14 protein-coding genes are annotated in these 16,827 nt (G+C 57.8%); 6 read left to right on the top strand and 8 right to left on the bottom strand.

All coding sequences use genetic code 11. The features are described 5' to 3' along the window. Nucleotides 1-18: 18 nt before the first annotated feature. Nucleotides 19-2,007: a transketolase gene (gene tkt, locus IM271_RS06885; RefSeq protein WP_028014010.1), complete on the top strand. Its 1,989-nt coding sequence runs from the start codon at nucleotides 19-21 to the stop codon at nucleotides 2,005-2,007. 23 nt (nucleotides 2,008-2,030) lie between these two features. On the opposite strand, the gene IM271_RS06890 is transcribed toward tkt, so the two are convergent. Together IM271_RS06890 and nudK are read right to left on the bottom strand one after the other, a co-directional pair. Next, complete coding sequence (locus IM271_RS06890; RefSeq protein WP_193052373.1) at nucleotides 2,031-3,074, bottom strand: DUF1176 domain-containing protein; 1,044 nt, start codon at nucleotides 3,072-3,074, stop codon at nucleotides 2,031-2,033. A 109-nt stretch (nucleotides 3,075-3,183) separates the two neighbouring features. Beyond that, a complete protein-coding gene (gene nudK, locus IM271_RS06895; protein ID WP_041908784.1) occupies nucleotides 3,184-3,774 on the bottom strand; it encodes a GDP-mannose pyrophosphatase NudK in 591 nt (196 codons plus the stop codon). A gap of 236 nt (nucleotides 3,775-4,010) precedes the next feature. Between nudK and narQ the strand changes: the two genes are divergently transcribed. Next, nucleotides 4,011-5,705: a nitrate/nitrite two-component system sensor histidine kinase NarQ gene (narQ, locus tag IM271_RS06900; RefSeq protein WP_028014013.1), complete on the top strand. Its 1,695-nt coding sequence runs from the start codon at nucleotides 4,011-4,013 to the stop codon at nucleotides 5,703-5,705. Nucleotides 5,706-5,847: 142 nt separating this feature from the next. After that, nucleotides 5,848-8,961, top strand: coding sequence for a multidrug efflux RND transporter permease AcrD (gene acrD, locus IM271_RS06905; protein WP_193052374.1), 3,114 nt, complete (start codon nucleotides 5,848-5,850; stop codon nucleotides 8,959-8,961). Nucleotides 8,962-9,069: 108 nt separating this feature from the next. Here acrD and ypfM read toward each other — a convergent pair whose 3' ends face one another. Next, nucleotides 9,070-9,129: a protein YpfM gene (ypfM, locus tag IM271_RS06910; protein ID WP_015572204.1), complete on the bottom strand. Its 60-nt coding sequence runs from the start codon at nucleotides 9,127-9,129 to the stop codon at nucleotides 9,070-9,072. 387 nt (nucleotides 9,130-9,516) lie between these two features. On the opposite strand from ypfM, the gene IM271_RS06915 reads away from it, so the two are divergent. From IM271_RS06915 to IM271_RS06925, 3 genes are read left to right on the top strand one after another with little or no spacing between them, the layout of a single operon-like run. Continuing rightward, a complete protein-coding gene (locus IM271_RS06915) occupies nucleotides 9,517-9,873 on the top strand; it encodes an ArsC family reductase (protein WP_045261161.1) in 357 nt (118 codons plus the stop codon). A 3-nt stretch (nucleotides 9,874-9,876) separates the two neighbouring features. Further along, nucleotides 9,877-11,004 carry a succinyl-diaminopimelate desuccinylase gene (dapE, locus tag IM271_RS06920; RefSeq protein ID WP_028014016.1) on the top strand — a complete coding sequence of 376 codons (1,128 nt, stop codon included), beginning with the start codon at nucleotides 9,877-9,879 and terminating at the stop codon, nucleotides 11,002-11,004. 24 nt (nucleotides 11,005-11,028) lie between these two features. Next, the gene (locus IM271_RS06925; RefSeq protein ID WP_193052375.1) at nucleotides 11,029-11,226 is read left to right on the top strand and encodes a YpfN family protein; all 198 of its coding nucleotides are present in this window, start codon (nucleotides 11,029-11,031) and stop codon (nucleotides 11,224-11,226) included. A 38-nt stretch (nucleotides 11,227-11,264) separates the two neighbouring features. Here IM271_RS06925 and ypfH read toward each other — a convergent pair whose 3' ends face one another. The 5 genes from ypfH to bamC all read right to left on the bottom strand — a co-directional run bounded on the left by ypfH (nucleotide 11,265) and on the right by bamC (nucleotide 16,824). Then, nucleotides 11,265-11,960, bottom strand: a complete 696-nt coding sequence (gene ypfH / locus IM271_RS06930) for an esterase (protein ID WP_028014017.1) — start codon at nucleotides 11,958-11,960, stop codon at nucleotides 11,265-11,267. A gap of 73 nt (nucleotides 11,961-12,033) precedes the next feature. Then, nucleotides 12,034-13,980, bottom strand: a complete 1,947-nt coding sequence (locus tag IM271_RS06935) for a tRNA(Met) cytidine acetyltransferase TmcA (RefSeq protein WP_193052407.1) — start codon at nucleotides 13,978-13,980, stop codon at nucleotides 12,034-12,036. Further along, nucleotides 13,980-14,846: a neutral zinc metallopeptidase gene (locus tag IM271_RS06940; RefSeq protein ID WP_028014019.1), complete on the bottom strand. Its 867-nt coding sequence runs from the start codon at nucleotides 14,844-14,846 to the stop codon at nucleotides 13,980-13,982. The genes IM271_RS06935 and IM271_RS06940 overlap by 1 nt, the downstream gene beginning before the upstream one ends. A gap of 120 nt (nucleotides 14,847-14,966) precedes the next feature. Continuing rightward, nucleotides 14,967-15,680, bottom strand: a complete 714-nt coding sequence (gene purC / locus IM271_RS06945) for a phosphoribosylaminoimidazolesuccinocarboxamide synthase (RefSeq protein ID WP_023332985.1) — start codon at nucleotides 15,678-15,680, stop codon at nucleotides 14,967-14,969. A 109-nt stretch (nucleotides 15,681-15,789) separates the two neighbouring features. After that, entirely contained in the window at nucleotides 15,790-16,824 is a 1,035-nt protein-coding gene (gene bamC, locus IM271_RS06950; RefSeq protein WP_028014020.1) for an outer membrane protein assembly factor BamC, read from the bottom strand. Nucleotides 16,825-16,827: the final 3 nt, after the last annotated feature.

Below are 16,827 nucleotides of genomic sequence, written 5' to 3' on the forward strand. Positions count from 1 at the left end.
CTTGCCACGGAGTGAACTATGTCCCGTAAAGAGCTCGCTAACGCCATTCGCGCCCTCAGCATGGATGCCGTACAAAAAGCCAATTCCGGCCACCCTGGCGCCCCGATGGGGATGGCCGATATTGCCGAAGTGCTGTGGAACGACTTCCTGAAGCACAACCCCACTGACCCAACCTGGTACGACCGCGACCGTTTTATTCTCTCCAACGGCCACGCCTCGATGCTGCTCTACAGCCTGCTGCACCTTTCCGGCTATGACCTGCCGCTTGAGGAGTTAAAAAACTTCCGCCAGCTGCACTCCAAAACGCCGGGCCACCCGGAGATCGGCTATACGCCGGGCGTGGAAACGACAACCGGCCCGCTGGGCCAGGGGCTGGCGAATGCCGTCGGCCTGGCAATTGCCGAACGTACGCTGGCCGCGCAGTTCAACCAGCCCGACCACGAGATTGTCGATCACTACACCTATGTCTTTATGGGCGACGGCTGCCTGATGGAGGGGATCTCCCACGAGGTCTGCTCGCTGGCGGGCACGCTGGGGCTCGGCAAGCTGATTGGCTTCTATGACCACAACGGCATCTCCATCGACGGGGAAACCGAGGGCTGGTTTACCGACGACACGGCAAAACGCTTTGAGGCCTATCACTGGCACGTGGTGCACGAGATTGACGGCCACGATCCGGAAGCGGTAAAAAAAGCGATTCAGGAAGCGCAGAGCGTGAAGGACAAACCGTCCCTGATTATCTGCCGTACCACCATTGGCTTCGGCTCGCCGAACAAAGCGGGCAAAGAAGAGGCGCACGGCGCGGCGCTGGGCGAAGAGGAAGTGGCGTTAACCCGCCAGAAACTGGGCTGGAAATATCCGCCGTTTGAGATCCCGAAAGAGATCTACAGAGCATGGGATGCGCGCGAAGCGGGTGAAAAAGCGCAGCAGGCCTGGAACGAAAAATTTGCCGCCTACAAAAAAGCGCACCCGGAGCTGGCCGCCGAGTTTTCCCGCCGCATGAGCGGCGGCCTGCCGGAAGACTGGGACGATAAAACCCAGGCGCTGATAGAAAATCTGCAGTCCAACCCGGCGAAAATCGCTACCCGTAAGGCATCGCAAAATACCCTGAACGCGATTGGCCCTCTCCTGCCTGAGCTGCTCGGCGGCTCGGCGGATCTGGCGCCAAGCAACCTGACCATCTGGTCAGGCTCTAAATCCCTGAAGGAAGACATTGCCGGGAACTACATCCACTACGGCGTGCGCGAGTTCGGGATGACCGCGATTGCTAACGGCATCGCCCATCACGGCGGCTTCGTGCCCTACACCGCCACCTTCCTGATGTTCGTCGAGTACGCCCGAAACGCGGCGCGCATGGCGGCGCTGATGAAGGCCCGGCAGATCATGGTTTACACCCACGACTCCATCGGGCTGGGTGAGGATGGTCCGACGCACCAGGCGGTAGAGCAGCTGGCAAGCCTGCGCCTGACGCCAAACTTCAGCACCTGGCGTCCGTGCGATCAGGTCGAAGCCGCGGTGGGCTGGAAGCTGGCCGTTGAGCGTCATAACGGACCTACGGCGCTGATCCTGTCGCGCCAGAACCTGGCGCAGATCGAGCGCACGCCGGAGCAGGTAAAAAACATCGCCCGCGGCGGGTACATCCTGAAAGACAGCGGCGGCAAGCCGGACGTGATCCTGATTGCCACCGGTTCCGAGGTGGAAATCACGGTGAAAGCGGCGGAGAAACTGACCGCCGAAGGTCACGCGGTGCGCGTGGTATCTCTGCCTTCAACGGATATTTTTGACGCCCAGGACGAGGCGTATCGGGAATCGGTGCTGCCTTCCAGCGTTGCGGCGCGCGTGGCGGTGGAAGCGGGTATTGCCGACTACTGGTATAAGTACGTGGGGCTGAAAGGGGCTATTGTGGGCATGCGGGGTTACGGTGAATCCGCTCCTGCCGACAAACTGTTCCCGTATTTCGGCTTTACCGTTGAGAATGTGGTGGAGAAAGCGCTGAGCGTGTTGTAGTGCGACAGCGCCATCCGGCAAAACTAGCGAGTGATCCACAGCGTGGGCCAGGCGTCTGGCCCATTCCAGCTATCGCAGCTTGGCTCTTCCGCGTAGCGTACCAGGCGAAAACGCTGGCCGTCAAAACGCCAGCGCGTCTGGATCCCGCAGTCTCCAATACCGCGTCCCAGCGCCAGCGTCGTCAACTCGCGCGTTTTCTCATCAAAGCGGGCGTTCATCAGCTCCATGTCGCTGCTCTGGCTGGAGGGGGTGAACGGCAGACGTAACCTGACGCTACGGGCGGCGAACGGTTTTTTACGTGAGACCTGCCACGCCAGATCGACCGTGTTATAGGCCCCCGCTTCACAGCTGACGATCAACAGCGCTTTGTCATCCGTTAATGCAGTGACGCGTACTTCACGACGGTTAGGATCCAGCGAGCACTGGCTGTTGTTCATCCGCCACGTCCCATAATCCAGCAGATCGTTCAGCTCGCTATGCGTCAGCGGCGTCGGCGTCGGGTTCACCACGGCCACCTTTTTTAATGCCGGTGCAGGAGGCACGCTCAGCGGCGGGATATCTCCTTTTTTAATCCATGCCGTTTCGCTGCCAACGCGCTTCTGCTGGGCGTCGATAAACAGCAGCGCCGCCTTCAGACCGACCAGCGAGATCGTCTGCTTCCCCCCGCGCAGGGTCAGCGCCTGCCCTTCCTGAATGTTTTTCAGAAACGTGGTGATGGTACCCGCATCGTCAGTTTTGAGATGCCAGGGGGTTAACTGCCAGTGCTGCGAATTGAGCTTTAACGGAACGTTGTCGAGCAGCAGGCGCGGGGCAATGTCAGGCTCTTTAACCGGCGGGGCCGAAAGCCCGCCGAGATCGATGCGCAGGCTGGCGTCCGTTTTCGCGCCTGCGCTACGGCTCAGCGTCATGACCAGACCGCGATGCTCGCCGGTATTCCGGGCAACACAAAAATTCTGGTTATTGCAAGTAACCTGCCAGTCTGAAAAAGACTGCTGCGCGGGCGCAGCCCACACCAGAGGTGCGGGTAGCACGCAGAAAAAGAAGAAAAGCAAAACGCAGTAGCGCATGAATGGCACAGCCCCGGAAACGAAAAGGTCAATCTGGGGCGTATCTTCGTGCCCAGGGCGAGCGGGCTCAATCGGATTTATCGGATAGATTTATCTGAAATACACGTTATCACGACATCGGTTTAGGGTTCATTAAGCCGCTGGTTTGCAGATACTGTAACAGGATCACCGCTTTACCGTCGCGGATCTCGCCGCTTTTAACCATCTCAACGGCCTGGGTGAAAGGCATTTCCAGCACTTCAATGTCTTCATCCTCCACGCCGCCGCCGCGATGCGTGCGCTGGGCATCGGTGTATTCCGCAATGAAGAAATGGACCAGCTCGGTCACCCCGCCAGGGGACATGAAAAGCTCAAAGACTTTTTGCACCTCGCCCACTTCAAAACCGGTCTCCTCAACTGCCTCCTTGCGGATGCAGACTTCCGGCTCATCGTCATCAAGCAGGCCGGCGCAGGTTTCAATCAGGCGCCCGTCCGCATTGCCGTTGACCCAGGTCGCGACCCGAAACTGGCGAATCAGCACTACGCTTTGCTTTTCACGGTTATACAGCAGAATGGTTGCGCCATTGCCCCGGTCGTAGACTTCGCGTTTGTGGCGAATCACGTCACCGTTCTTACGGGTTAAATCGTAAGTGATGTTACGCAGGACAAAGTAATTTTCAGAAAGGATTTTGTCTTTGATAACGGTAATGTTCAGGGACATACGGGCTCCACGGCTAAATGAGTCTGTTTATACTACCCCGTGAAGCCCGCTTTGTCGTCCGTCGGCTCAGGCGGCGCGTTACTTCTCGCCAGATTTCAGGTTAATGCCCAAAGCGGCTTTTGGATCAATAACCTTATCTTTAGTATGAATAAGCTATTTGCTCGCTACCGCGTTATCAGGCAATGTACAACTGCCCATGACCTGTGGCTGAGCCATTTTATGCAGAGATCCGTTCCGTGACCGTTAAACGCCCCGTTTCCGGAAGCCTTGCCTGGGCTTTCTTTTCGATCATTGCCCTGTCCGTGCTGACCAGCACCGTCGCGCTGCTGACGCTTGCCAGCAGCCAGCGTGACGCCGAAGCTATCAACATTGCGGGCTCGCTGCGCATGCAGAGCTACCGCCTCGGCTACGAGATGCAGCGCAACAGCCCCTCCCTTATGGCGCATCGTGAGAACTGGCAGCGAACGTTAAGCGCGCCTTCCCTGGAGAAGCTAAACCGCTGGTACGTCCCGGACAATGTCAAGGCGCGCTATCAGCAGCTGCATGTGGCCTGGCTGGACATGGACAAGCACATCGCCCGCGGCGACAGCGCATGGTATGACGCTCACATTGAGGATTTTGTCGGCCGCATTGATGCCTTTGTGCTCGCCCTCCAGCACTACACCGAAAATAAAATCCAGACGGTGACCCTCCTCTCTCTGGCTGGCGCGCTCGGGATCCTGCTGCTGACGCTGTTTACCCTGCGGCGCATCCGTCGCCAGGTGGTGTTGCCGCTGAACAACCTGGTGGCCGCCAGCGAACGCATTGAGCGAGGGGAATTTACCACCCCGGCGCCGGACACCGCGCTCCCCAACGAGCTGGGCCAGCTCTCCCGCGCCTTCAACCATATGTCGGGCGAGCTACATACTCTCTATCGGTCGCTCGAAGCCTCCGTCGCGGAAAAGACGCGGCATTTGCATGAAGCCCACCAGCAGCTCGACATGCTGTTCAAATGCTCCCAGGCGCTGAATACCGGGCAGATAGACAGCCTGTGCTTCCGGCATATTTTGCAGATTGTGCATGAATACACGCAGATGAATTACCTGGAGCTACGCACCAGCGACGACTGGCGGCTGTGTGAAGGAACAGAGGTGAGCGGCATTTCTCTGCAAACCCTGCCGGTGCTGATGCAGGATACCCTCTACGGCGAGCTGCGCTGGCAAAGCGAGACGGGCAGCGTTCCTCTTCCGCTGATGAGAAGCGTGGCGACCATGCTCGGACGTGGGCTGTACTTTAACCAGGCGCAGAAGCATTACCAGCAGCTGCTGCTGATGGAGGAGCGCGCCACCATCGCCCGCGAGCTGCATGATTCGCTGGCGCAGGTACTCTCCTATCTGCGGATTCAGCTCACGCTGCTTAAACACGCCGTGCCGGCAGAAAATGCCTCCGCGCAGACGATCATCACCGACTTCTCCCGCGAGCTGAACAACGCCTGGCAGCAGCTGCGCGAACTGCTGACCACCTTCCGCCTGACGCTAAACCATGCGAATTTACCCGCGGCGCTGCAGGAGTCCCTCGATGCCCTGCAGAGCCAGACGCAGGCGAAGCTGCACCTCGACTGCCGCCTCTCCACCCTGGCGCTTGACGCGCAGAAGCAGGTGCATTTGCTGCAGATCGTGCGGGAGGCCGTCCTGAATGCGATCAAGCACGCGCAGGCCAGCGAGATCACCGTCAGCTGCGTGACCGCCGTGGACGGCACGCACAGCGTCAGCATTCGCGACAACGGCATCGGGATTGGCGAGGCCAGCGAGCCGCCGGGACACTACGGGCTGAACATTATGCGAGAACGCGCGCAACGGCTCGGCGGAATGCTCCACTTCTCGCAGCCGCAAAACGGCGGCACGCAGGTCAGCGTGACGTTCCCCGCACCCGCGCCGTTAACAGGTAAATAACGGTAAAGGGGGAAGCGCCGGGAAAAGCGCATGATAATTTACATTATCTCCTTTATTTCTGCACGTTTGGCCTGGGCCTTACCGCTAAAGTGATGCGGGCAATAAACAATAATGACGTGCAGCAAAACGAGGTCACACTTTCATGGCGAATTTTTTCATCGATCGCCCCATTTTTGCCTGGGTGCTTGCCATCCTGTTGTGTCTGACAGGTGTCCTGGCGATTACTTCTCTTCCCGTTGAGCAATATCCCGATCTGGCACCGCCTAACGTGCGTGTCACAGCAAACTACCCCGGCGCGTCCGCACAAACGCTGGAAAATACCGTGACGCAGGTTATCGAGCAGAACATGACGGGTCTCGATAACCTGATGTACATGTCCTCCCAAAGCAGCGCCACGGGACAGGCCACGGTTACCCTGAGCTTTGAGGCGGGCACCGACCCGGACGAAGCGGTACAGCAGGTACAAAACCAGCTGCAGTCGGCCATGCGTAAACTGCCCCAGGCCGTGCAGAACCAGGGCGTCACCGTGCGTAAAACCGGTGATACCAACATTCTGACCATCGCGTTTGTCTCCACCGATGGCTCAATGGATAAACAGGACATTGCGGACTACGTCGCCAGTAATATTCAGGACCCGCTCAGCCGTATTAACGGCGTGGGGGATATCGACGCCTATGGCTCACAGTACTCGATGCGTATCTGGCTCGATCCCAACAAGCTGAACAGCTATCAGATGACGGCGACCGACGTGAAGGACGCCATCAAAGCACAGAACGCCCAAATTGCCGTGGGGCAACTGGGAGGCACGCCTTCCGTCGATAAACAGGCCCTGAACGCCACCATTAATTCGCAATCTCTGCTTCAGACCCCGGACCAGTTCCGCAACATCACCCTGCGCGTGAATCAGGATGGTTCAGAAGTGCGTCTGGGCGACGTTGCTAAGGTGGAAATGGGTGCGGAGAAATACGATTACCTGAGCCGCTTTAACGGCAACCCGGCCTCTGGACTGGGAATTAAGCTGGCCTCCGGCGCAAACGAAATGGCGACGGCGAAGCTGGTATTGGACCGTCTGGATGAGCTGTCGCAGTATTTCCCGCACGGGCTGGAGTACAAGGTCGCCTATGAAACCACCTCCTTCGTTAAAGCCTCGATTGAGGACGTAGTCAAAACCCTGCTGGAAGCGATCGCCCTGGTGTTCCTGGTGATGTACCTGTTCCTGCAAAACTTCCGCGCCACGCTGATCCCCACCATTGCCGTCCCGGTGGTGCTGCTGGGCACCTTTGCGGTGCTTTACGCGTTCGGCTACAGCATCAACACCCTGACGATGTTTGCCATGGTGCTGGCGATTGGCCTGCTGGTGGACGATGCCATTGTGGTGGTCGAAAACGTCGAGCGCATCATGAGCGAAGAGGGGCTTTCCCCGCGCCAGGCGACGCGTAAATCGATGGGACAAATTCAGGGGGCGTTGGTCGGTATCGCGATGGTGCTGTCGGCGGTCTTTATCCCGATGGCCTTCTTTGGCGGTACAACCGGGGCGATTTACCGTCAGTTCTCAATCACCATCGTCTCGGCGATGGTGCTCTCCGTGCTGGTGGCGCTGATCCTCACCCCCGCGCTCTGCGCCACCCTCCTTAAGCCGCTGCACAAAGGGGAACATCACGGCCAGAAAGGGTTCTTCGGATGGTTTAACCGCATGTTCAACCGCAACGCCGAGCGGTATGAATCTGCCGTCGGTAAAGTGCTACACCGCAGCCTGCGCTGGATGATGATTTACGTTGTGCTGCTGGGCGGCATGGTGTGGCTGTTCCTGCATCTTCCCACCTCGTTCCTACCGCAGGAAGACCGGGGGATGTTCATCACCTCGGTGCAGCTCCCGAGCGGATCCACCCAGCAGCAGACGCTGAAGGTGGTTCAGAACGTTGAGCAGTACTTCTTCACCAAAGAGAAAAATAACGTTGTTTCGGTCTTCTCTACCGTCGGCTCCGGCCCGGGCGGGAACGGGCAGAACGTCGCCCGCATGTTTGTCCGCCTGAAAGACTGGGACGAACGCGACGCCAGAACGGGAACCTCGTTCGCCATCATCGAACGCGCGACCAAAGCGTTTGCCCGCATTAAAGAGGCGCGCGTCTTTGCCAGCAGCCCGCCCGCGATTAGCGGCCTGGGCAGTTCCGCCGGGTTTGATATGGAGCTACAGGATCACGCCGGCGCGGGCCACTCGGCTCTGATGGCCGCGCGCGATAAGCTGCTAGAACTAGCAGGGAAAGATCCCGGCCTGACCCGCGTTCGTCACAACGGTCTTGACGACAGCCCGCAGCTTCAGGTGGATATCGACCAGCGTAAGGCTCAGGCGCTGGGCGTGTCGATCGAGGATATCAACGACACCCTGCAAACCGCATGGGGCTCAAGCTACGTAAATGACTTTATGGATCGCGGCCGCGTGAAAAAAGTGTATGTCCAGGCAGCCGCGCCGTTCCGCATGTTGCCGGATGATATTAACCGCTGGTTTGTACGCAATAATTCTGGCGGGATGGTCCCCTTCTCCGCCTTTGCCACGTCGCGCTGGGAGAGCGGTTCGCCGCGCCTGGAGCGCTATAACGGCTATTCGGCAGTTGAAATCGTCGGGGAAGCCGCGCCGGGCGTCAGCACCGGTACCGCCATGGACACCATGGAAAAACTGGTGCAGCAGTTGCCCGCCGGTTTTGGTCTGGAATGGACGGCCATGTCTTACCAGGAGCGCCTCTCCGGGGCGCAGGCCCCTGCCCTCTATGCGCTTTCTTTGCTGGTGGTCTTCCTCTGCCTTGCCGCGCTGTATGAGAGCTGGTCGGTTCCGTTCTCGGTCATGCTGGTGGTGCCGCTTGGGGTTATCGGTGCGCTGCTGGCGACCTGGATGCGCGGCCTGGAGAACGATGTTTATTTCCAGGTGGGGCTACTTACGGTGATCGGCTTGTCGGCGAAAAACGCCATTCTGATCGTTGAGTTTGCCAACGAGATGAATGCCAAAGGCCACGAGCTAATGGCCGCCACGCTACACGCCTGCCGCCAGCGCCTACGTCCGATCCTGATGACCTCACTGGCGTTTATTTTTGGCGTACTGCCGATGGCAACCAGCACGGGTGCAGGCTCAAGCAGCCAGCATGCGGTGGGTACCGGCGTCATGGGTGGGATGATTTCGGCCACCATCCTGGCGATTTATTTTGTGCCGCTGTTCTTTGTGCTGGTGCGTCGTCGCTTCCCGCTCCGGGAGCGACAGGAATAACCCGCAGTCATAAAAAAGGCGGCTTAATCGGCCGCCTTTTTATTGTGTGATTAATTCACACTATGGTTATTTTACTTATTTTAGTGCTCTTGCAATTCTTACTGAATGTCATTTACGAAGCATGCCTTCGATAAAATCTTTCCAGTTCCCCAGTTCACGTTCAATCATAACAACCTCTCTTATTATTATGCGCATTCTACGAAAACGTATCATCATTGTGAAGACTGTTTAACCAATCGCTGTGATTGTACCCCGCCACCGTTGGGGATTTATGATAAATATGAACGGAGGAGTTTAAATTTTGTGTGACGGCCAGCAATATTTTGAAATAGCCCTACGAACGGGTGAGTTTTATTTTACGCGCTGAGTTCATTCAGAATTTAAACACGGTGGACATCTATGCTTAAATGGTGAAAGTATATTCAGCGTACAAGTGTGAGTTGAATTAAGAAGAAGTGTAAATCCAGAGCATTCCTGAGTGTGTTATATTCCACCTAAAGATATATCTTCGAATTTACTGAACGTTTAATCGCCATAAGAGCAAAAGGATTCAACATGGTTGTGATGTACGGCATTAAAAATTGCGACACCATCAAAAAAGCACGCCGCTGGCTGGAAACTAATAACGTCGAGTACCGCTTCCACGATTATCGTGCCGACGGGCTTGATGCAGAATTTCTGCATACCGCCATTAACGAACTGGGATGGGAAGCACTGCTGAACACCCGCGGCACCACCTGGCGTAAGCTGGACGAATCCGTGCGCGCCAGCATCGTTGACGCTGACAGCGCGGCAAAGTTGATGCTCGACATGCCGGCAATTATCAAACGCCCATTGCTCTGCAAGCCAGGTCAGCCTATGCTGCTGGGTTTCAGTGAAACCCTTTATTCTGACTTTTTCGTAGAGGTGTAGTGTATGTCATGCCCGGTCATTGAGCTGACTCAACAGCTTATTCGCCGTCCCTCCCTTAGCCCGGACGACGCAGGTTGTCAGGCATTAATGATTGAGCGCCTGCGCGCCATCGGTTTTACCGTTGAGCGCATGGATTTTGGCGACACCCAGAACTTCTGGGCGTGGCGTGGCCAGGGCGAAACGCTGGCCTTTGCCGGGCACACTGACGTCGTTCCCGCGGGTGACGCCGATCGCTGGATTAATCCGCCGTTTGAGCCGACCATCCGCGATGGCATGCTCTTCGGCCGCGGCGCGGCAGACATGAAAGGCTCGCTGGCGGCGATGGTTGTGGCGGCAGAGCGCTTTGTGGCTCAGCATCCGAACCACAAAAACCGTCTCGCGTTCTTGATCACCTCCGATGAAGAAGCCAGCGCCCATAACGGTACCGTGAAGGTCGTTGAGGCGCTGATGGCGCGCAATGAACGTCTTGACTACTGTCTGGTCGGCGAGCCGTCCAGTACCGAAGTGGTGGGTGATGTCGTCAAAAATGGTCGCCGCGGCTCGCTGACCTGTAACCTGACCATACATGGGGTTCAGGGGCATGTGGCCTACCCGCATCTGGCCGATAACCCGGTCCACCGCGCCGCGCCAATGCTGAACGAACTGGTAGGCATCGAGTGGGATAAAGGCAACGAATTCTTCCCGCCGACCAGCATGCAGATCGCCAACGTCAAGGCCGGAACCGGCAGCAACAACGTCATCCCGGGAGATTTCTTCGTCCAGTTCAACTTTCGCTTCAGTACCGAACTGACCGACGAGACGATCAAAGCGCGCGTTGTCGCTCTGCTGGAAAAATACAACCTGCGCTACACCGTTGACTGGTGGCTCTCCGGCCAGCCGTTCCTGACGCAGCGCGGCAAGCTGGTGGATGCGGTGGTGAACGCCATTGAGCACTATAATGAAATTAAGCCGCAGCTGCTGACGACGGGCGGCACCTCAGACGGACGCTTTATCGCCCGCATGGGTGCACAGGTTGTCGAACTGGGTCCGGTTAACGCGACGATTCACAAAATCAACGAGTGTGTGAACGCAGCCGATTTACAACTGCTGGCCCGCATGTATCAACGTATTATGGAGCAACTCGTCGCCTGATGAGCGCTCAGAGAGGAATAGCGAATGGATTGGCTTGCAAAGTACTGGTGGATTCTGGTGCTGGTGTTTCTGGTGGGTGTACTGCTTAACGTGATTAAAGACCTTAAGCGCGTTGACCACAAAAAGTTTCTCGCGAATAAGCCGGATCTCCCGCCGCACCGTGATTTTAACGACAAGTGGGACGATGACGACGACTGGCCGAAGAAGGACCGGAAGAAGTAATCGGTCTGTATCCCCTCTCCTGTGGAGAGGGGATAACCTCACATAAACTCAACAATATCATCATCATTCGGCTTACCGCCGCTGAGCGCTTCATCAAAGTAGTGCTTCGGCACGGTATAGCGCAGATGGTCGAGCGCAAACTGCATGCTGCGGTCGTCGATCGCGTGGCCCAGATCGTCAACAATATCCAGCGTCACATCCCCGCCCTCACGCACCAGCGCTTCCTGGGCAGCTACCGCATGCGAAAGCTCAATCACCCGATCTTCACCACCGTGAATGAGATGGATGGTGGTCTGCGTGGTCGCGCTTGTCGGTAGCGTTGCATAACGCCCGTTAAAGGCGATGACGCGTGAAGCCAGGCCGGGCTGCGCTTTTACGCTTTCCAGCGACATGATTGACCCCTGCGAGAAGCCAATCAGCGCCGTTGCGTCAGCGCCTACGCCGCTCTGCTGCTGCCAGTAGCGCACGATGTCGATAAACGTGGGCATGATCGCATCAATGCGCGCCTGACGGTTCTCCTCCGTCACGCCCTGAACCGGGAACCACTGCCGTCCGTCTGGACCGCACGGCTCCACGCCGCCGATGCTTACGATCAATGCTTCCGGAAAAACGGGCGCAAACCAGCGGCCAATCTGTCCCATATTGACGGCATTATCGCCCACGCCATGAAACAGGAGCAGTAACTGTTTAGCCGGTTTGTCAGGGCTTTGAACAACAAAATGGTCGTGTTTCATGGCGGTCTCCTTAATTGATGAGCAGGATTTTACGCCTCTGCGGGGTAATGACCATGCCACTTTACTGAAGAAGTCATTGAAAAAATTGCCATTGCAAAATGTCGGCTTTCAGCTGCTGGCAGCGGGAATAATCAAGGCTCTCAAGCGCTTGCGCGGTTTCACTCCGCAGTTTAGCCAGCAGCGCTTTTCGCCCCTTCTCCTCCGTCTTACCCTCTATTTTCCCGCGCAACGCCGGGAGCGGCATGTCTGTGGCTAACATCAGCCGCGTCAGGGCAGCAACCGAGGTTGAAAATGCCCGGTGCGCAAAGGCAAACCCCGCCAGCTCCAGCCAGTCGTCACTATTAAGGGTAGCTTCCCAGGCATCGGTCACCGGGATCTTTTCGCCGTTCCAGGCTGAAAGAACGCGCATATCACGACACAGGCGCTGGTGCTCCTGCGCGCACAGGCGGTGCCCGGCCTCGCTATGCGGCAGTAAGGCCATCGCCGTGTAGCACCCGCTGCTGGCTTCCCGATGGCTGCCCATTCGCACCAGCACAAAGCCGCACTGCCGCCAGAAACGCCACAGCTCGTCGGTATAGCCAAAGCTTACCGAGAGATAATCTTCACCGCTGACGCTGCGAATAAGCCGCTGGCCGATGCCTTCCCGTTGACGGTGGGGATGCACCGCAATGCGGCTAATCCGCCGCCCCTTCAGCGTCGCTGCGAGAGGCGACCCGCCGTGCGCCGCCAGTGACTGCGCCACAAGGTTCCCGCGAGGACGACGAAAGCCCGCCCACACCGCGCGGCTCAGTTCGGGGGGCAATCCCCCCTCTTCCACCAGCCAGAGCGCGCCCGACATATCCGCCCCCGCGTGTGCAACCGCAAAGTACTGTCCGGGGGCGTCCATCATCCGGCGTAAATCGAGCGGGGACGTCCGGTAGTGCGCGGCACACAGCAGTTCATACACGCTTGCCACGCGCGCCGGGTCGCTCTCCCACATCCGCGGCTCTAGCGACCGTAAACGCACGTCACCTTCCGGTTTACGGTCAATAAGCGCGTCGTCAAACAGCAGCGTATTCGCCACTATCCGCTCAAGCGGACACCCGGCCGCCCAGCGAATGGGGGTGGTTAAGGTATAGCGCCGCAGCCCGCTGAACCGGGCGCAGAACTTGAGCAGAAACCCCCTGCCCGTACCTTCATAACCCTGGACCGTGGTGGTCAGCAACACGCGGGGAAAGCGCGACACCAGCTTGTCCAGCAGCGGGCCGGGGATGGCTGCGGCTTCATCAACAATCAGCCAGTCGGCTTCTGTCGTGGAGGCCAGCAGCGCATCCGGGGCCATAAAGTGAAAACGCCCGCCAGCGAAGCGCGCAATGACATCCGTTGCCCCTTTGGCCGGTGCAGTGACCACCGCACTCCCCTGAATGCTGTTGAGCAGCATCCCCGCCAGGGCTGACTTTCCGCGCCCCCGCGGCGCCGTCACGGCAGCGACGCCCGCAGGCATGGTCAGAAGCGCGTCGAGGATCTCCGCCTGCTCGCGCTGCGGCTCGCCGCTGGCTGGCTGCCAGGCGGGCGAATCCGGCGCAGCGGGAAGAGAGAGAGGAAGATGCTGTTGCCAGACGATCGCATCCGCATCGGCGGCAAGCGTCCGGCAAAAATGGTGAACGAAGCGCGGGGTGGCGATGGGTTCTGCGCTGTCGCTCCAGCGCACGGAATCGCCGTCGGGCCTGTCGGCCCAGTCAGCGAGAGGCGGCACCAGCAGCACCAGCAGACTTCCGGCGCGCAGCGTCCCGCTGAGTGCGGCAAAGGCTGAAACATCAAACCCGGCACGCGCGTCAAAAACGGCGTGCAGGTATTCTCGCCCCAGCATCCCGCTAACGGCTTTTGAGGGATTCTCCTCCAGCCACAGCCAGTCTCCCGGCAAGGCATCACGCAGGCCAGCCGCCTGGCTCAACGTCCATTGTTCATCGCCAGTGAGCACCACCAGACGGCGGTGCCCGGTACGCTCAAGCTCGCGCGTCAGATGTTCAAACGACACCATCACATGGCTTTGCCGAAGGTATTACACTGGGCCGGATCGCCGCTGTCAAAGCCGCGCTTGAACCAGCTGTAGCGCTGCTGTGACGTACCGTGAGTGAAGCTGTCCGGCACGACATGACCCTGGCTCTGCTGCTGCAAACGGTCGTCGCCGATGGCCTCAGCCGCGTTTAATGCCTCTTCAAGATCCCCGGATTCCAGCACGCCCTGCTGCTGCATGCTGTGGCCCCAGACGCCCGCGAAGCAGTCCGCCTGCAGTTCCATTTTGACGGAAAGGCGGTTCACTTCGGCCTGAGACGCGTTCTGCTGCAGCTGGCGCACTTTGGGCTCAATCCCCAGCAGCTTTTGCACGTGATGGCCGACTTCATGCGCGATAACGTAGCCCTGAGCAAAATCACCGTCAGCGCCAAGCTTGCGTTTCATGTCATCGTAAAAAGAGAGATCGATATAGACGGTGCCGTCTGCCGGGCAGTAGAACGGCCCCATCACAGATTGCCCGGTACCGCATCCGGTGCGGGTTGCGCCCCGGTACATCACCAGCTTCGGCTGCTGGTAGGTGCGCCCCATCTTCTCGAACTGCTGACTCCAGGTGTCTTCAGTTGTGGCGAGAATAACGGAGGTAAATTTGGCCGCTTCATCTTCATTCGGGCTGATGGAGTGCTGAGACTGTTGCTGCTGCAGCGGTTGACCGGTCATCAGACCGGTGAGATCGACCCCGTAGTAACCTGCGACCAGCACCACAATCAGCAGGATGATACCGCCCTTGCCGCTGGGTAAGCGGAAGCCGGGCCCGCCCATTGAAGGACCGCCGCCACCATCACTGCGTCTGTCTTCTACATTGTCACTTTCACGACGCCCTTGCCAGCGCATAACCACCTCGAACTATTCCATTAATAATAGCTATGATCGTAGGCGGTTAACGGCAAGATTACCATAGGAAACAAAGGTAAGACGCCAAAGGATGCGAACATCCTTTGGCAACTGAGGAACTTAGTCGAGCTTAACGCCTAAACGGTGAGCTACCGCCTCGTAGGCTTCAATCAGGCCACCCAGGCTCTGACGGAAACGGTCTTTGTCCATTTTATCCAGGGTTTCTTTATCCCACAGGCGGCTGCCGTCCGGGGAGAACTCGTCGCCCAGCACTACTTCACCTTTGAACAGACCAAACTCCAGCTTGAAGTCGACGAGAATCAGGCCCGCGTCATCAAACAGCTTTTTCAGCACGTCGTTGGCTTTGTAGGTCAGTTCCTGCATGCGCGCCAGGTTCTCTTTGCTCACCCAGCCGAAGGTTTCGCAGTAGGATTCGTTGACCATTGGGTCGTGCATGGCATCGTTTTTCAGGAACAGGTCGAACAGCGGTGGATTCAGCTCGATACCTTCTTCAATGCCCAGACGCTTCACCAGGGAGCCTGCCGCACGGTTACGAATCACGCACTCAACCGGAACCATATCCAGTTTTTTCACCAGACATTCCGTATCGGACAGCAACGCTTCCATCTGGGTCGGGATACCCGCTTCGGCCAGTTTGGTCATAATGAAGTGGTTGAACTTGTTGTTCACCATGCCTTTACGATCGAACTGCTCAATGCGGGCGCCATCCCCTGCTGACGTATCATTGCGGAACTCGAGCACCAACAGATCCGGGTTCTCCGTGCTGTATACGGTCTTCGCTTTGCCACGATACAACTCAGCTTGCTTCTGCATCTTCATTACTCCTGGTGTGATAATTTGCGTTCAAAACGGGGTATATTATGCCACGCACACGTTTGCGTAGCACGAAAATAAAAAGGGCGGGATTAACCCGCCCTCGTATTTATTTGCTGAATGCTGCCTGGAAGACAGCGACCAGCGCATCGTTCTGCGCCTGGGTCAGCGTGTGACCTTTTGGATCGATAAACTGCAGGCTGCTGCGGTTATCGAGGTCACCTACCTGAATCTTGTAATCACCGGAGGCTAGCTGAGGATCTTTGGCGCCCAGTTCCTGCCACGCGCTGTCGGACAGCGGCTTATAGGTCGCCGTCATGCTGCCGGTTGAACGGGTGCTGTCGGTCACTTTCATGCCCACTTTTTCCAGCGTCGCTGGCAGGCGCTGCCAGGTCTGGTTAAACGGTGCACGCACCACCAGCATTGGCAGGCCGGTGTCATCCGCGCCGCTCTGAACGTCGTAAGTGACGCCGTTACGGTTCTGCGCGGCGTTGGCGGCATCGGTAGCAGTCTTATCCAGACCTGCGGCGATCACGTTCAGCATTTCAGTGCTGTAACGCTGCATAGAGGCGGCATCCGCAACCGGTTTACCCGCCTGCTCCAGGTTCAACAGCTTAACGTTAACTGCCTGCTGGTAACCCTGTGGTTTCACGGAGACCTGATAGCGTCCACGGTACTGCTGATCTTCATCAAGACGGTTCCACTCGATCCAGTCGGTGGTTAACGTCTGGCTGGCGTCATCGCGCTTATCAATGGTGTAATTCTTCGCCTGAATAACGCTGACGACCTGTGGCCACAGATTGCTTCCACGCGCGCTTTCAACCAGCAGAGACGCCGTGTCACCGGTGAACTGGGTACGCGCCCCGCTTACCAGCGCCAGAGGCTGTGCTGGCGGACGAATATCAAGCGCTTTACCAACCAGGCCGCTGCCGTTGGTCACGGGAATATTATAATCGCCGTTTTGAATCGGCAGGATCATACCAGCCGGTGCATGAAGTTCAGCAAGCGGGGTCGCATCCAGATAGGATTCATCACCGCTCACCTGGCGCTTGTAGCGCGAGTCTGAACTACAGGCAGCGAGCAGCATAACAAGCGAAACACTCGCAACCTTCGCCAGGCGCGACTTCTGTACTGAATAAGCCATCAA

Origin of the sequence: Enterobacter cloacae complex sp. I3 (assembly GCF_014896175.1) — a bacterium.
Lineage (GTDB): Bacteria > Pseudomonadota > Gammaproteobacteria > Enterobacterales > Enterobacteriaceae > Enterobacter > Enterobacter bugandensis.